Annotated in this window: 16 protein-coding genes; 7 read left to right on the plus strand and 9 right to left on the minus strand. The window is 55.8% G+C overall.

Annotated features, from left to right (window positions below):
- Window positions 1-29: 29 nt before the first annotated feature.
- A complete protein-coding gene (locus HFD95_RS02515; RefSeq protein ID WP_010245841.1) occupies window positions 30-1,457 on the plus strand; it encodes a serine/threonine-protein kinase in 1,428 nt (475 codons plus the stop codon).
- A 73-nt stretch (window positions 1,458-1,530) separates the two neighbouring features.
- On the opposite strand, the gene HFD95_RS02520 is transcribed toward HFD95_RS02515, so the two are convergent.
- Both HFD95_RS02520 and chaB read right to left on the minus strand, forming a co-directional pair.
- Window positions 1,531-2,205, minus strand: a complete 675-nt coding sequence (locus HFD95_RS02520; RefSeq protein ID WP_164480396.1) for a gamma-glutamylcyclotransferase — start codon at window positions 2,203-2,205, stop codon at window positions 1,531-1,533.
- Between the two features lie 226 nt (window positions 2,206-2,431).
- Window positions 2,432-2,662 (minus strand): putative cation transport regulator ChaB, encoded by a 231-nt coding sequence (gene chaB, locus HFD95_RS02525; protein WP_010245846.1) that lies wholly within the window; start codon window positions 2,660-2,662, stop codon window positions 2,432-2,434.
- Between the two features lie 373 nt (window positions 2,663-3,035).
- Here chaB and chaA point away from each other — a divergent pair, with 373 nt between their 5' ends.
- Window positions 3,036-4,127: a sodium-potassium/proton antiporter ChaA gene (gene chaA / locus HFD95_RS02530; RefSeq protein WP_010669990.1), complete on the plus strand. Its 1,092-nt coding sequence runs from the start codon at window positions 3,036-3,038 to the stop codon at window positions 4,125-4,127.
- Between the two features lie 60 nt (window positions 4,128-4,187).
- On the opposite strand, the gene kdsA is transcribed toward chaA, so the two are convergent.
- The 6 genes from kdsA to hemA are packed head-to-tail and all read right to left on the minus strand — an operon-like array spanning window position 4,188 to window position 9,509.
- A complete protein-coding gene (gene kdsA / locus HFD95_RS02535) occupies window positions 4,188-5,042 on the minus strand; it encodes a 3-deoxy-8-phosphooctulonate synthase (protein ID WP_010669989.1) in 855 nt (284 codons plus the stop codon).
- Between the two features lie 25 nt (window positions 5,043-5,067).
- Window positions 5,068-5,877: an invasion regulator SirB1 gene (sirB1, locus tag HFD95_RS02540; protein ID WP_010669988.1), complete on the minus strand. Its 810-nt coding sequence runs from the start codon at window positions 5,875-5,877 to the stop codon at window positions 5,068-5,070.
- 1 nt (window position 5,878) lies between these two features.
- Window positions 5,879-6,271 carry a SirB2 family protein gene (locus tag HFD95_RS02545; RefSeq protein ID WP_045140430.1) on the minus strand — a complete coding sequence of 131 codons (393 nt, stop codon included), beginning with the start codon at window positions 6,269-6,271 and terminating at the stop codon, window positions 5,879-5,881.
- Between the two features lie 23 nt (window positions 6,272-6,294).
- Window positions 6,295-7,128: a peptide chain release factor N(5)-glutamine methyltransferase gene (prmC, locus tag HFD95_RS02550; RefSeq protein WP_010669986.1), complete on the minus strand. Its 834-nt coding sequence runs from the start codon at window positions 7,126-7,128 to the stop codon at window positions 6,295-6,297.
- On the minus strand, window positions 7,128-8,210 hold the full coding sequence (gene prfA / locus HFD95_RS02555) for a peptide chain release factor 1 (RefSeq protein ID WP_010245863.1): 1,083 nt from the start codon (window positions 8,208-8,210) through the stop codon (window positions 7,128-7,130). The genes prmC and prfA overlap by 1 nt, the downstream gene beginning before the upstream one ends.
- A gap of 42 nt (window positions 8,211-8,252) precedes the next feature.
- Window positions 8,253-9,509 (minus strand): glutamyl-tRNA reductase, encoded by a 1,257-nt coding sequence (gene hemA, locus HFD95_RS02560; protein ID WP_010669985.1) that lies wholly within the window; start codon window positions 9,507-9,509, stop codon window positions 8,253-8,255.
- A 216-nt stretch (window positions 9,510-9,725) separates the two neighbouring features.
- Between hemA and lolB the strand changes: the two genes are divergently transcribed.
- The 4 genes from lolB to HFD95_RS02580 all read left to right on the plus strand — a co-directional run bounded on the left by lolB (window position 9,726) and on the right by HFD95_RS02580 (window position 13,653).
- Window positions 9,726-10,349 carry a lipoprotein insertase outer membrane protein LolB gene (gene lolB, locus HFD95_RS02565; RefSeq protein ID WP_010669984.1) on the plus strand — a complete coding sequence of 208 codons (624 nt, stop codon included), beginning with the start codon at window positions 9,726-9,728 and terminating at the stop codon, window positions 10,347-10,349.
- Window positions 10,346-11,203 (plus strand): 4-(cytidine 5'-diphospho)-2-C-methyl-D-erythritol kinase, encoded by an 858-nt coding sequence (ispE, locus tag HFD95_RS02570; RefSeq protein WP_010669983.1) that lies wholly within the window; start codon window positions 10,346-10,348, stop codon window positions 11,201-11,203. Before lolB ends, ispE begins: the two co-directional genes overlap by 4 nt.
- A gap of 136 nt (window positions 11,204-11,339) precedes the next feature.
- Window positions 11,340-12,287 (plus strand): ribose-phosphate diphosphokinase, encoded by a 948-nt coding sequence (gene prs / locus HFD95_RS02575; protein ID WP_010245874.1) that lies wholly within the window; start codon window positions 11,340-11,342, stop codon window positions 12,285-12,287.
- 214 nt (window positions 12,288-12,501) lie between these two features.
- On the plus strand, window positions 12,502-13,653 hold the full coding sequence (locus HFD95_RS02580) for a GGDEF domain-containing protein (protein WP_010245877.1): 1,152 nt from the start codon (window positions 12,502-12,504) through the stop codon (window positions 13,651-13,653).
- On the opposite strand, the gene ychH is transcribed toward HFD95_RS02580, so the two are convergent.
- Window positions 13,650-13,925 (minus strand): stress-induced protein YchH, encoded by a 276-nt coding sequence (gene ychH / locus HFD95_RS02585; RefSeq protein WP_010245880.1) that lies wholly within the window; start codon window positions 13,923-13,925, stop codon window positions 13,650-13,652. The genes HFD95_RS02580 and ychH overlap by 4 nt on opposite strands.
- Before the next feature lie 255 nt (window positions 13,926-14,180).
- On the opposite strand from ychH, the gene pth reads away from it, so the two are divergent.
- Complete coding sequence (gene pth / locus HFD95_RS02590; RefSeq protein WP_010245882.1) at window positions 14,181-14,768, plus strand: aminoacyl-tRNA hydrolase; 588 nt, start codon at window positions 14,181-14,183, stop codon at window positions 14,766-14,768.
- Window positions 14,769-14,840 lie beyond the last annotated feature (72 nt).

Raw genomic sequence — 14,840 nt, forward strand, 5'->3', positions numbered from 1 at the left:
GCGAGCAGGCCGTGTACAGAGAGTTCACTATGTCGGCAAATGATAATCCGAAAACCGTTCCGAATGCCCTGCCTGACGGATACCGTTTCAATGAGTTTGAGATCAAGGAAGTGATCGGAGGCGGCGGCTTCGGCATCGTCTATCGCGCGTGGGATCACCAGCTTGAACGCACTATTGCAATCAAAGAGTACATGCCGGTGTCGCTGGCAGTCCGTGCCGCCGATTTAACGCTGGAGCTGCGCGGTGAGCGTTTCCAGAAGCTGTTTAATGCCGGGCTCACCAGCTTTATTCAGGAAGCGCGTCTGCTGGCCCGCTTTAATCATCCGGGACTGCTGCACGTGCTGCGCTTCTGGGAGCAGAACGGCACAGCCTATATGGGCACGCTCTACTACAGCGGTATGACGCTGAAAGAGTGGCAGGTAACCAGCCCGGCGTCGATCACTGAAGCCTGGATCCGCCGCCTGCTGCCGCCGCTGTTGGGTGCCATCAGCACCATCCATCAGGCCGGCTATCTGCATCGCGATATCTCGCTCGACAATATTCAGATTCAGGAGAACCAGCTGCCGGTTCTGCTCGATTTTGGCTCAGCGCGTAAAGAGATTGGCAACCTCTCTGACGAAACGGAAATCATGCTTAAACCTGGCTTTGCGCCGATTGAGCAGTACAGCGAAGAGGGTGAAGTTGAACAGGGGCCGTGGACCGATATCTACGCCCTGGGCGCGGTGCTGCATAACCTGATTACCGGTAATCCGCCGCCGGTCAGCGTGGTGCGCTGCATTGAAGATAATTATCAGCCGCTGGTGGAACGCCAGCCAGAAGGCTACTCACTGCCGCTGCTGCATGCCATTGACTGCGCGCTGGCAATGAAGCCAGGCGATCGCCCACAAACGATTGATGCCTTTGCCGCGCTGATTGATCTGCCGGTCAGTGATGTGGAAGCGGTGGTAAACAGCTTCCCGGTGCCGGGCGAGTCGCCTGCTCTGCCGGTCGAGGAGCCGGTTGAGGCTGCTGCGCCGGTGGTAATGGCGATGAATCATGCCGCCGCGTCCGCCGAGCCGGTGACGCCGCGCACGGTGCGTAAACTGTCGCCTGGATTGCTGGGTCTGGCTGCCGTGGCCATTCTGGCCGTGGTTGTCGCCATCTGGCTGGCGAATCGCCACAGTGCCACACCGGAAGTGGTTAACAACAGTTCAGCCATGACGCAGGCGCCAGCATCGATTCCGTCAGCCGCTGCCGTTCCGGCCGCGCTGGCAACCGTCTATCTTAAGCTGGAGAGCGGTGAAAGCGTGGTGCTTAACGGACAGCCGGTCGAGGTAAAACCGGGCAGCAGCGGATTTGCCGCGCTGAATCTGGCGGCGGGACAGTACAAAATTGACGTTAAGAATGGCAGTGAGACGCACACACAATCCCTGACCATCGATAAACCCGGTACCTGGCTGATTAATCCGGGTAACTAAGCCCGGTAACCCGCAGTCGGATCGTAAAAGGGCGCGACAGTGTCGCGCCCTTTTACTCTGGTTAAGCCCCGGTTCAGGCCTGCTTCAGGCAGGCTTGCTGCAATGTCCGCACCTGATGGGCCAGCCGGCTCAGACTTTCCTCCTCCATGCCGCGCCGGGTCAGCTCCTCTTCCAGAGCAAACAGATATTGCGCATTCGAGCCCAGCGGGCCACTGGCCGCAGCAATTAATGGCGCAATCGCCTCCGGGCAGGAGTCTGATTCATACAACGGATGACGCGGATCCATGATAAAGGTCAGCGCAGTGACGCTGCGACCATCCTCCAGCTGTAATTCACACCAGGTTGGAAGATAGCAGCCAGTGATCATCTCACGCTTCCACAGCAGCGCCAGCTCTTCATGCAGCCGCTCTTCCGGCAGACGAAACGCCAGACCCGTGGTTCTGCCACCCTGCTTCAGCGCCAGCATACGGCCGGGATGCGTGGCGGTGCCACGTCCGGCAATCAGCCGCAGGCAGAAAGCACGATGCCAGCCCTCCAGCGAACCGGACGCCACTTCATCCGCCTCAAAAATCGGGTTCCACATCAGCGAGCCGTAACCAAAGATCCATACCGGGCTGTGATCGGGACGACAGGCCAGCGTGGCTGCCAGCGAGGCCGCGCGCTGCTCGCAACTCCAGAGCAACGCCTCTTCGATATCCCCGAACGACGTTTTACAATCCGCTTTTAATAGAAATTCCCGGGTAAGCAATGCGACCTCCTCAACATCAACGGCGTCCTGCAGAATGGCTCCTGTAACATGATCTCCAAAACGGCGCTGCGTTTCGTTCATCAAATTGACATTAATCTATTTCCGCGCGGGGTTACAAGCGTGATTCCGGTCGCAGGTTAAAAAAAACCAGATAAACCTTATAGCGAAGATGAAAAAAAGGGCCGGATAATCCTGGCCCTTTGGCGTGAACAGGCTAGCGACGGCATTAACGTTTAGGATGCCACTTATCGTCATCACCTTTCTCATACTCTTTCTTTACGGCTGCCCAGGCGACTTTGTGCGCCACCTCTTCCCGCGAATCATCGCCCCGTCGATCCTTAGCCTCTTTATATTCTTCCCACGCGCTGTTAAATGCCTGCTGATAGATATCCTGCGCATGCGCGGGAAGCACGTGTTTTACGTTGTCAGGTAAGTCGGTTCGTTTAGAGTAAGGCATAACGGCTCCTCAGTTTATGGATTCCTGTTAAGCCTGGCGCAACAGAACAAAAATACAAACAGCCACTTATCTCCCCTTCAAATTAAAAACCAGAAACAGGCCACACAAGTTACAATGATAAACAGATTTTACGGCATTTGGCGGTCAGATAGATGGTTAAAGAGAAATTGTTGTGGCCTGATTAATATTGCAATATTTGAGATAACTTCAGGTTAATACCGCTTCGACCATTTATTGCATTTAAGTAAAAAGCAGTAAATTTTTCCCGTTCGGACCGGTGAAAAGATAAACTGCGCCCTGCCCTAAAACTGATTATATTTCTAACAGCAGCACTCGCTGTGTCCGGATAATCATTAACCAGAGAGGATGGTGAATGCCTTCACATGAAAAAACACGTCACAAGGAATTCTCGCTGATACTTCCCCTTATCACGCTGGGTATACTCTATTTTTTTGGTGCAACCACATCATTTCCGATTGTAGTCGGTATCAACTTAGTGGCGCTGGTTGCCATTCTGAGCAGCGCCTTTAGCGTTGTACGACATGCCGACGTGCTGGCGCACCGGCTGGGCGAGCCCTATGGCTCTCTGATCCTGAGTCTGTCCGTGGTGATTCTGGAAGTGAGCCTGATCTCGGCGCTGATGGCGACCGGCGATGCCGCACCCGGGCTGATGCGCGATACGCTCTATTCGATCGTGATGATTGTAACCGGTGGACTGGTTGGCTTTGCGCTGCTGCTGGGCGGTAATAAGTTTGCGACGCAATACGTGAATCTGGCGGGCGTGAAGCAATATCTGATCGCTATCTTTCCCCTGGCGATTCTGGTGCTGGTGTTTCCCAACGCACTGCCGGGCGGTAATTTCTCTGTCACTCAGGCACTGCTGATCGCGGCGATTTCAGCGGCGATGTATGGCGTGTTCCTGCTGATTCAGACCAAAACCCACCAGAGCCTGTTTGTCTATGAGCATGAAGATGAGAGCGATGATGGCGACCCGCATCATGGCAAACCGTCTGCCCACAGCAGCTTCTGGCATACCAGCTGGCTGATCGTGCATCTGATTGCGGTCATTGCCGTGACCAAGATGAATGCTAATACGCTGGAAAGCCTGCTGACGGATCTGAATGCACCGGCACAGTTTACCGGTTTCCTGGTGGCCCTGCTGATCCTCTCACCGGAAGGCCTGGGGGCGATCAGGGCCGTGCTGATGAATCAGGTGCAGCGCGCCATGAACCTCTTCTTTGGTTCGGTGCTGGCGACCATCTCACTCACGGTACCGGCGGTAACCATTATCGCCACCCTGACCGGACAGGAGCTGATATTTGGTCTGGAGCCGCCGCAGATGGTGATTATGATGGCGTCGCTGATTCTCTGTCAGCTCTCCTTCTCGACCGGACGCACAAATGTACTGAATGGAGCCGCGCATCTGGCGTTGTTTATCGGTTATCTGATGACCATCATGCTGTAACGTCACCCGTCTTCAGGCGAAAAAAAAGAGCGAATCATCGCTCTTTTTTTTGCAGCAAACTTATTTGCTGGTATCGAGTTCCGGGAAGCTTTTCACCAGATCGTCAATCGCTTTCATCTGCACCAGGAATGGCTCCAGCTTATCCAGCGGCAACGCGGATGGGCCGTCACACAGGGCGTGTTCAGGATCCGGGTGCGCTTCGATAAACAGACCTGCAATGCCGACCGCCATACCGGCACGCGCCAGCTCAGCCACCTGAGCACGACGACCGCCTGATGCTGCGCCAAACGGATCGCGCGTCTGCAGCGCATGGGTCACATCGAAAATCACCGGGCTGTTTTTGGTGACTTTCTTCATCACGTTAAAGCCGAGCATGTCGACAACCAGATTGTCGTAGCCGAAATTGCTGCCGCGATCGCACAGGATGACCTGCTCGTTGCCACCTTCAGCGAACTTATCAACGATGTTGCCCATCTGACCCGGGCTGACGAACTGGGGCTTCTTGACGTTGATCACCGCGCCGGTTTTCGCCATCGCTTCCACCAGGTCAGTCTGACGCGCCAGAAACGCGGGCAGCTGGATCACATCAACCACTTCAGAGACCGGCTGCGCCTGGGACGCTTCATGCACATCAGTGATAATTTTGACGCCGAAAGCCTGCTTCAGCTCCTGGAAAATCTTCATCCCCTCTTCCAGGCCTGGGCCACGATAGGAGTGAATAGAGGAGCGGTTCGCTTTATCAAATGACGCTTTGAATACGTAAGGAATACCAAGCTTACTGGTGACGGTAACGTAGTGTTCGCAGATGCGCATCGCCAGGTCGCGCGACTCCAGTACGTTCATCCCGCCAAACAGCACAAATGGCAGATCGTTTGCAACTTTGATATCGCCAATACTCACGACTTTCTGTGTCATGCCCTTTCCTTTTCAGTGGGTCCGCTTAGTGCAGCGTGACCTGTTTTTGTTCGATTGCGTGAATCTGAACTTTGATCATTTCGCTGACCGGGTCTTCAGGACACTGCTCAACGAAGTAGGTTAAATCATTCAGGGCGATATGTTCGCACTCCAGCTGCGCGTAGATCAAACCGCGATCGCGGATTTCGTAGGGATCGTCAGGATCGATACGCAACAGCACCTGACTGACATTCAGCGCCAGCTCCATCTTCTTCTCTTCCATCAACGCCGCTTTCAGCGTGTCGAGCATCTTGCGCATCACGGTGACGGTTTTGGCTTCGTCGAGATCATCGTCATACAGACGCGCTGTCGGGCTGATATTGCCTTTGAGCCACACTTCCAGCGTGTGCCGGTCAAGCGTTTCGCCATTAAACGGGTTAATCATCCACTTATCGCCATCAATCCAGTCGGCGCGCAGAATCAGCTGCGTCGGGAAGATCACCGGCATCAGCGGCAGTTCCAGCTCGGCGGCGATGTGCAGCAGGATAACGCCCAGTGACACCGCCGTGCCACGACGGGTCTTCAGCACATTGTCGATCCAGAGGGCATCAGAAAGATTGTAGACGCCACTGGCACCGCAAAATCCCCACTGGCGATAGAACAGTTCCAGCAGCTTTTCGAGCTGCATGTCAGCATCTTCAGTATGGCTGACATAGTCACGTGCTTCGGCGACTAACGCCGCAAGTTGTGCTTCCACCGACAACGCCGGGAAATCGGCGCGGATGGCAAGCGTGGCACCAATCACCGCTTCACACAGCGGTGTCTGGCTGAAATCTAATTGTTCGGTCGAGGTCATGCTATCCCCATAACGGCATTTTGGTCAGCGCCAGCTTAATGATGGTCACCAGGGCGATTAACGCTACCAGAAAAGCGATCCAGCGGGTGCGATCAGTGCGTGGACGGCGACTCAATGCCACAAATCCTAAGGCGATGTAGATGATAACCGCTAAAAGCTTCTCCGTCAGCCAGCTTCCTTGCGGTGTAAAGGGATAGAAGTGGGTAATCATCACCAGCGAGACGCCGGTCACCAGTAACAGGGTGTCGTTAGCGTGCGGCAGGATGCGCACCCAGCGTTTCGTCATCATTGCCGATCCACGGCGCAGCCAGTAAAACCGCAGCAGGAACAGCGTCACGGTAAGCACCACCGTTAAGATGTGCAGATTTTTAATTAAGGGATAAAAGGCGAACATCATGAATCCTTTTCAAAGCGCTTTTATGAAGGGAACTGGCCTAAGGTCACACGCGGATTGCCGCCGTAATCATCGACGGTTTCCACGGCGTGATAGCCTTTTTGCCGCATCAGCGTGGCCACCGCCTCGCCCTGCTGCCAGCCATGTTCCAGCAGCAGCCAGCCACCCGGCAGCAGCCATGTGGGTGCCTGCTCGATCAGCGTGCGCAGATCCGCCAGTCCCGCTTCATCCGCTACCAGCGCGCTGCGCGGTTCAAAGCGCACGTCACCCTGCTCCAGATGAACATCGCTGGCATCTATATAGGGTGGGTTGCTGACAATGAGGGTAAAGCGCTGTGGCGTCAGCGCCTGGAACCAATGACTGAGCAGAAAGGTGGTGTTGGTGAGGCTGAGCTGCTGCGCATTACTGTTCGCCAGCTCAACGGCGGCTTCAATGCGATCCACGCCGGTCACCTGACAATCGGGACGCTCGCTGGCCAGCGCCAGCGCAATCGCTCCGGTGCCGGTGCCCATGTCCAGAATGGTTGCCGGTGTCGCAGGCAGATGTGCCAGCGCCTGTTCAACCAGCAGTTCGGTATCCGGGCGCGGGATCAGCGTGGCGTCATTGACGCGCAATGGCAGCGACCAGAACTCGCGCTCGCCCACCAGATGCGCCACCGGCTCACCGCGGGCGCGACGCGCCAGCAGGCTATCCAGCTGCGTCAGCTGCTCATCGCTGAGTACCGTTTCATCAAAGGCGATTAACCAGCTGCGTGATTTGCCGGTCACAAAACCTAACAGGATCTCTGCGTCACGCTTCGGACTGTCACCACCGCACAGCGTGGCGACCGCCTGTTTCAGCCAGTGACGAATATCCATTAATCCTGACCAGCCAGCGCCGCCAGCTGATCGGCCTGGTACTCCTGAACAATCGGCTCAATCAGGCTGTCGAGTTTCCCTTCCATCACTTCATCCAGACGGTAGATGGTCAGGTTGATACGGTGATCGGTCACGCGGCCCTGCGGAAAGTTGTAGGTGCGGTTACGGTCAGAACGATCGCCGCTGCCCAGCAGGTTGCGTCGGGTACTGGCTTCGGCGGCGTGACGGCGGGCCATCTCTGCAGCATGAATACGCGAGCCCAGCACCGCCAGCGCTTTGGCTTTGTTTTTATGCTGTGAACGTTCGTCCTGACACTCCACCACGATACCGGTTGGCAGGTGGGTAATACGAATAGCGGAGTCGGTGGTGTTAACGTGCTGACCGCCTGCGCCGGATGAGCGGAAAGTATCGATCTTCAGATCGCCCGCATTGATTTCCGGCAGTTCCGCTTCCGGGATTTCCGGCATCACGGCAACGGTACAGGCTGAGGTGTGAATGCGGCCCTGGGATTCGGTCTCCGGCACGCGCTGCACGCGATGGCCGCCTGACTCAAACTTCAGGCGTCCATAGGCACCTTCGCCGGTGACGCGGGCGATCACTTCTTTGTAACCGCCATGCTCGCCTTCGTTGGCGCTGATGATCTCCACGCGCCAGCGACGCGCTTCGGCATAGCGGCTGTACATGCGAAACAGATCGCCGGCGAAAATCGCCGCTTCATCGCCGCCGGTTCCGGCGCGCACTTCGATAAAACAGGCGCGCTCATCGTCGGGATCTTTCGGCAGCAACAGAACCTGCAACTGCTGCTCCAGCACGTCACTCTTCTCACGCGCTTCCTGTAACTCTTCCTGCGCCATGTCACGCATTTCAGGATCGTCGAGCATCTGCTGCGCGGTTTCGATATCTTCCTGCACCTGCTGCCAGTCGCGGAAGCAACGGGTCACATCGGTCAGCTGAGCATATTCGCGTGACAGCGCACGGAAACGCTCCTGATCGGCGATCACGCCTGCATCGCCCAGCATCGCTTCCACTTCTTCGTGGCGCTCCTGCAGGGCTTCCAGTTTGGCAACTATAGAGGTTTTCATTTAAATGTGGGATTCCCGTAACAGGTGGCGACAGCGGTGTGCCTAATCGAGACCCAGGCTGTCGCGTAAAATCTGCAGGCGTTCATTATCGCCGTCGCGGGCGGCCTGCTGAAGTGATTTGGTTGGAGCGTGTATTAAACGGTTGGTCAGCTTGTGCGCCAGTTCCTGCATGACTTTCTGCGGATCGGCACCCTGCTGCAGCGCCTGCAGCGCACGGCCTTCCAGCTCAGCGCGGATCTCTTCCGCCTGAGAACGATATTCACGGATCGTATTCACCGCGCCCTGTGAGCGCAGCCATGCCATGAATTCGCTGCTTTCCTGTACCACGATGCTTTCGGCCTGAACCGCGGCCGCCTTGCGCTGCGCCAGGTTCTGCTCAATGATCGCCTGCAGGTCATCCACGCTGTAGAGATAGGCGTTAGGCAGGTCGCCCACTTCCGGCTCTACGTCGCGCGGAACCGCAATATCGACCAGCAGCATTGGCTTGTTACGTCGCGCTTTCAGCGCGCGCTCCATCATCCCCTTACCGATAATCGGTAGCGGACTGGAGGTTGACGAGATAATAATGTCGGCTTCTGCCAGACGGGCGTCGATCTCCGCCAGGGTGATCACCTCTGCACCCACTTCCGACGCCAGCGTTTCGGCGCGCTCGCGGGTACGGTTGGCGATGATCAGATTTTTGACCTGATGTTCACGCAGATGACGCGCCACCAGCTCAATGGTCTCACCTGCGCCAACCAGCAAGACATTGACGGAGGAGAGCGATTCGAAGATCTGACGGGCCAGCGTACAGGCGGCAAACGCCACCGACACCGCGTTGGCACCGATATCGGTTTCCGTACGCACGCGTTTGGCAACCGAGAAGGTTTTCTGGAACATGCGTTCCAGTTCACTGCTCAGCGCCTGACCGCGTGAGGAGTCGGCAAAGGCTTTTTTCACCTGACCGAGGATCTGCGGTTCGCCCAGCACCAGTGAGTCGAGTCCGCTGGCGACGCGCATCAGGTGGCTGACCGCCTCGTTATCCTGATGCCAGTAGAGGCTGTTTCGCACATCCTCTTCATCCAGCTGATGATAATTGCATAACCAGCTCACCAGACGCGCTTGTAAGTCGGCCTGCTGCTCTACACTCAGGTAGAGTTCAGTCCGGTTACAGGTGGACAACACCACGCCGCTCTGCACCATTGGCTGTGATAACAGGCTGTTTAACGCCTGCTCAAGCGTCTCCGGCCCGAACGAGACGCGTTCGCGCAGAGCAATGGGGGCTGTCTTGTGATTGATTCCGAGAGCGAGCAGCGTCATAGCGGTTTTGGTTGGGATGTCCCAATAATGTCAGGGTTTTGTGAGGCGCATTCTACAAGATGCGGCAGATCAAGAAAAGCCATACAAAGGCTATGACTGTAATAAGATTAACCCGATCGTGCTCAATTTGCTGCATAACAGCATTGACGGTTAAAACCGGGACGGTTAGCGTTATCCGTTACGAATAATAAATGTGTCCGAGGAGATGACCACTTGATGCTTAATTCACCACGCAATCTGTTGCGCCTTTTGCCCCTTGCCAGCGTGCTGCTGGCAGCCTGTAGCGTCAACAAACCGCAAGGCCCGGGCCCCAGCGTTACCGCGCCACAGTGGCAACAGCATCAGCAGGCGGTCTCAAAGGTCACGCACTATCAGACCCGCGGCGCCTTTGCCTATCTTTCTGACAAGCAGAAAGTCTATGCCCGCTTTAACTGGCAGCAGACCGCGCCCGATCGCTATCGCCTGCTGCTGACCAATCCGCTGGGCAGCACCGAACTGCAGCTGGATGCGCAGGGCTCGGTGGTACAGATCGTCGATAACAAAGGAAAGCGTTACGTCAGCAACGATGCGCAGAAAATGATTTCGCAGCTGACCGGCATGAACATTCCGCTGGCGAATCTGCGCCAGTGGATGATGGGTCTGCCAGGCGATGCCACCGACTATCAGCTCAACGAGAGCTATCAGCTAAGCAGCCTGAACTACAGCCGCGACGGTCAGAACTGGCAGGTCTCTATTGCGGGCTACGACAGCAAAGTTACCCCGCCGCTGCCTTCGAGCCTGGAGCTGAAAGAGGGTGACCAGCGGATTAAACTGCGTATGGACGGCTGGACCGTTCAATGATCACCCACTGGCCTGCCCCGGCAAAACTGAATCTTTTTCTCTACATCACCGGCCGTCGTCCCGACGGCTATCACAACCTGCAGACGCTGTTTCAGTTTCTTGATTACGGTGACCAGCTGCAGATTACTGTCGATCAAAGCGGCTCGATCACTCTGTTAACGCCCGTGGCAGGCGTTGCGGATGCGGATAACCTGATTGTCCGCGCCGCAAACATGCTGAAACAGGCGGCGCAGGATAACAATCGCCTGTCCGCTCACGCGGGCGCGCAGATTGCCGTTGAGAAAAATCTGCCCATGGGTGGCGGTCTCGGTGGCGGCTCCTCTGATGCGGCAACCGTGCTGGTGGCGCTGAATCATCTGTGGCAAACCGGCTTCACGCCGGATGAGCTGGCGGCGATGGGCGTGAAGCTGGGCGCGGATGTGCCGGTGTTTGTCCAGGGCTTCGCGGCCTTCGCCCAGGGTGTGGGTGAACAACTTCATCCCGCAGAGCCGGAAGAAAAGTGGTATCTTGTCGCCCATCCCGGCGTGAATATCAGCACCCCAGTAGTATTCAACGACCCCGAACTGACGCGAGATACTCCATCGCGCAGTTTATCGACGCTTTTAGCATCACCCTTCACCAATGATTGTGAAGCAGTGGTAAGAAAACGTTTTCGTGAGGTTGATGAGCTTGTTTCCTGGCTGCTAGAATACGCGCCGTCACGCCTGACTGGCACGGGCGCTTGTGTGTTTGCTGAGTTCGACACCGAGTCTGCTGCCCGCCAGGTGCTGGAGCTTGCCCCGAATGGGGTACGCGCATTTGTAGCCCGGGGCGTAAATGTTTCGCCGCTACAGCGTACCCTGCGAGGCGATTAGCGAATGCGTGACAGTGTCACCACGTTCCGGACACTGCACGTTTCGCATCAACACACCCGTGTGAACGCACATGACCGTACGCGCCGGTTACAGTCATGCCGTTCATTCTCTGGACGCAAAGCCTGAGGTTCTTCTCGTGCCTGATATGAAGCTATTTGCTGGTAACGCCACCCCGGAACTAGCACAACGTATTGCCAACCGCCTTTACACCAGCCTGGGAGACGCCGCTGTAGGACGTTTCAGTGATGGTGAAGTGAGCGTACAGATCAACGAAAATGTACGCGGTGGTGATATTTTCATCATCCAGTCCACCTGTGCCCCCACCAACGATAATCTGATGGAACTGGTTGTGATGGTCGACGCGCTGCGTCGTGCTTCTGCTGGTCGTATTACCGCAGTCATCCCCTACTTTGGTTATGCCCGTCAGGATCGCCGCGTGCGTTCCGCGCGTGTACCTATCACCGCTAAAGTAGTGGCAGACTTCCTTTCCAGCGTCGGTGTTGACCGTGTTCTGACGGTTGACCTGCACGCCGAGCAGATCCAGGGCTTCTTCGACGTCCCGGTTGATAACGTATTTGGCAGTCCGATCCTGCTGGAAGATATGATGCAGATCGGTCTGGAAAACCCGATTGTTGTTTCTCCCGATATTGGTGGCGTAGTACGTGCCCGTGCTATCGCTAAACTGCTGAACGACACCGATATGGCCATCATCGATAAACGCCGCCCTCGCGCGAACGTTTCTCAGGTGATGCACATCATTGGTGACGTTGCTGGCCGCGACTGCGTGCTGGTCGACGACATGATCGACACCGGCGGCACGCTGTGCAAAGCGGCTGAAGCGCTGAAAGAGCGTGGTGCTAAACGCGTCTTTGCTTACGCGACCCACCCGATCTTCTCCGGCAATGCGGTTGAAAACCTGCGTAAATCTGTGCTCGACCAGGTAATCGTCTGCGATACCATTCCACTCTCTCAGGAGATTAAGTCACTGCCGAATGTGCGCACGCTGACCTTATCTGGCATGCTGGCCGAAGCCATTCGCCGCATCAGTAACGAAGAGTCAATCTCGGCAATGTTCGAGCATTAATCTTCGCGGAACCGGGCCCTGTGCCCGGTTTTTTTATGCCTGCCGGGCGCCCGATTAACGCGCTTCTTTTTCTGATATTTTCGCGATAAATTTCCCCAAAATCGCCTATTTTCAACGCCACCCACTCTTTTGATAAAACGCCGCGTTCCCCGCTTCTGCCCTGTGCCGTTAAGTGGTAATTTGCAGCGCACTTTTCATAAGAACCCTGACCGCCATGAGCCTCGATATCTATACGTTATTTGTCTGCGAGCTTTATGTGCTGGGGTTTCTGAGCATCATCATGTTTTTTGCCTGGATCGGATCGCAGTATGATCGCGTTCTCGGCTTCACCTGCCTGTCGCTGGTTTTTACCCTGATTGCGGTATTCTTAAGTAGCCTGCGCAGCAGTGGCCTGCATTTCCTGCCCGTTGCAGTGGGTAACGTTTTAGTGATGCTGGCTTACGGCGGATTGTTAAATGCGTTCCGGCGCTTCTGCGGCAAGCCCATCGGCACTCACTGGCTATTGGGCGCCCTGCTCTGGGCACTCCTCTGCTGTTTCCCGGCATTCTATTACAGCTTACCCAAACGGGTGCTGGTGCTCTGCATCGCCTGCATCGCCTATACCGCGGCACTGATCCAGCTGGTCTGGCTGGCGCGTGCCACGCTAAAGGTGACCTTCTGGCCTGCGCAGTTGCTGCTGTGGATCCATCTGCTGTTTCACCTGGCTCGCCTGTTTCTGGACAGCGCGATTCCCAGCACGCTGCCTGGCGCCATTGGCGGATCAAACTTCTCGATTTACGTCATCCTGGAATCGATTCTGTTTGTCATCGGTCTGACATTTACTATCCTGGCCATGGTGAATGAACGGATGCAGTCAGTCTTAAAACATGCCTCGATGCACGATCCTCTGACCAGCGTCTGGAATCGTCGGGCTTTATTTAATGAAGCAGAGAAGATTGTGGTGCGATGCCGTCGTCAGAACCGGCCGTTTAGCGCGATTCTGTTCGATCTGGATCATTTTAAGAGCATTAACGATCGGTATGGCCATCAACAGGGCGACCAGATATTGATTCACTTTTGCGACATTGTCAGAGGATTGATACCGGCTGAGGGGCGTTTTGCGCGACTGGGTGGAGAGGAGTTTGCGGCTATAATTCCGGCGGCGGCAACAGAGGCAGAGGCCTGGTGCGAGACGATTCGGCGGGAGGTCTGTGCGTCACAACCCAATTCAATTGCCTATTCGGTCAGCATTGGGTTTGCCACGGTCACACATCAGCAGCAGGGTTTTGACGATTTACTCGCACTGGCGGATAAAGCGCTCTATCACGCCAAGGCCAGCGGCCGGAACCGCATCGCGCAGCATCCGGTCACTGCTGGCATCAGTTAATGGTGAGAATTGTGCGACCGGCGACAACGTTTGTCATAGTGACGATGCCAGTAATAACGATCTTCAACCTTTTCACGACCACTCAAACCCGCCCCGACCAGCCACATCATTGCACCAACAAAGATGCCGAGGATTGCGCCCTGCGCCAGCGCATCTGGCAGATCAAGCGAGGGAAGCTGGTTCATAATTGAGAAACCCACGCCCAGCACCATTGTGACTAATCCCAGTACCATCAAGCTGTTACCCGCTACGCGGCAGTGTTGATGTTTCATGCTGCACCTCCATCCATATGAGTCAATAACCGCACACAATGTTAAGTGCCATAAGCTTAGGCAATGGGTGAAGATAACGTTGCGGAGTGGATCACACATCAGCCATAAATAATTAACTGGCCCTGATTGCAGCCTGTTGATTTCGATAGAAAATGATTAATCACCGTCATGAACCATTTCGATGCTTGTACTTTGTCATCTCGCCCGTGGCGAAGTAAACTAACGCCCTTTCGCGATAACAGCAGGATAATCATTGTGAGCAGCATTAAACTGATTGTGGGCCTAGCCAATCCAGGCGCTGAATATGCCGCCACGCGCCACAATGCGGGTGCCTGGTATCTGGATTTACTGGCTGAGCGCCACAATCAGTCACTGAAAGAGGAAGGCAAATTCTATGGCTATACCGCGCGCCTGGCGATAGCCGGAGAGGATGTACGCCTGCTGGTGCCGACCACCTTTATGAACCTGAGCGGGAAAGCCGTGGCGGCGATGGCGACCTTTTATCGCATCGCGCCAGAAGAGATCCTGGTAGCGCATGATGAACTCGATCTGCCACCCGGCGTGGCGAAGTTCAAGCAGGGTGGCGGGCATGGCGGCCATAACGGTCTGAAAGATATCATCAGCAAACTGGGCAACAACAACAATTTCCATCGGCTGCGCATCGGTATCGGGCATCCCGGCGATCGCAACAAGGTGACCGGATTTGTGCTGGGCAAGCCGCCCGCCAGTGAGCAGAAGCTGATTGATGATGCCATTGATGAGGCGGCGCGCTGCACCGAACTGTGGCTGAAAGAGGATCGTATCAAGGCGATGAACCGGCTGCACGCCTTCAAGCCTGCTTAAACGCCCGAATCGTCGTGATTCCGTGTATAATGCGCGAAATTTTTCAATTCGTCTCCGACAGTCCGCCTTCTG

It is taken from the genome of Pantoea sp. EKM10T, assembly GCF_011800685.1.
GTDB classification, from domain to species: Bacteria; Pseudomonadota; Gammaproteobacteria; order Enterobacterales; family Enterobacteriaceae; genus Pantoea; species Pantoea agglomerans.

Excerpts from the sequence above, each read along its gene's own strand:
- HFD95_RS02515 (WP_010245841.1), top strand. The coding sequence starts at position 30 with ATGTCGGCAAATGATAATCCGAAAACCGTTCCGAATGCCCTGCCTGAC.
- chaB (WP_010245846.1), bottom strand. The coding sequence starts at position 2,662 with ATGCCTTACTCTAAACGAACCGACTTACCTGACAACGTAAAACACGTG.
- chaA (WP_010669990.1), top strand. The coding sequence starts at position 3,036 with ATGCCTTCACATGAAAAAACACGTCACAAGGAATTCTCGCTGATACTT.
- kdsA (WP_010669989.1), bottom strand. The coding sequence starts at position 5,042 with ATGACACAGAAAGTCGTGAGTATTGGCGATATCAAAGTTGCAAACGAT.
- sirB1 (WP_010669988.1), bottom strand. The coding sequence starts at position 5,877 with ATGACCTCGACCGAACAATTAGATTTCAGCCAGACACCGCTGTGTGAA.
- HFD95_RS02545 (WP_045140430.1), bottom strand. The coding sequence starts at position 6,271 with ATGTTCGCCTTTTATCCCTTAATTAAAAATCTGCACATCTTAACGGTG.
- prmC (WP_010669986.1), bottom strand. The coding sequence starts at position 7,128 with ATGGATATTCGTCACTGGCTGAAACAGGCGGTCGCCACGCTGTGCGGT.
- prfA (WP_010245863.1), bottom strand. The coding sequence starts at position 8,210 with ATGAAAACCTCTATAGTTGCCAAACTGGAAGCCCTGCAGGAGCGCCAC.
- hemA (WP_010669985.1), bottom strand. The coding sequence starts at position 9,509 with ATGACGCTGCTCGCTCTCGGAATCAATCACAAGACAGCCCCCATTGCT.
- lolB (WP_010669984.1), top strand. The coding sequence starts at position 9,726 with ATGCTTAATTCACCACGCAATCTGTTGCGCCTTTTGCCCCTTGCCAGC.
- ispE (WP_010669983.1), top strand. The coding sequence starts at position 10,346 with ATGATCACCCACTGGCCTGCCCCGGCAAAACTGAATCTTTTTCTCTAC.
- HFD95_RS02580 (WP_010245877.1), top strand. The coding sequence starts at position 12,502 with ATGAGCCTCGATATCTATACGTTATTTGTCTGCGAGCTTTATGTGCTG.
- ychH (WP_010245880.1), bottom strand. The coding sequence starts at position 13,925 with ATGAAACATCAACACTGCCGCGTAGCGGGTAACAGCTTGATGGTACTG.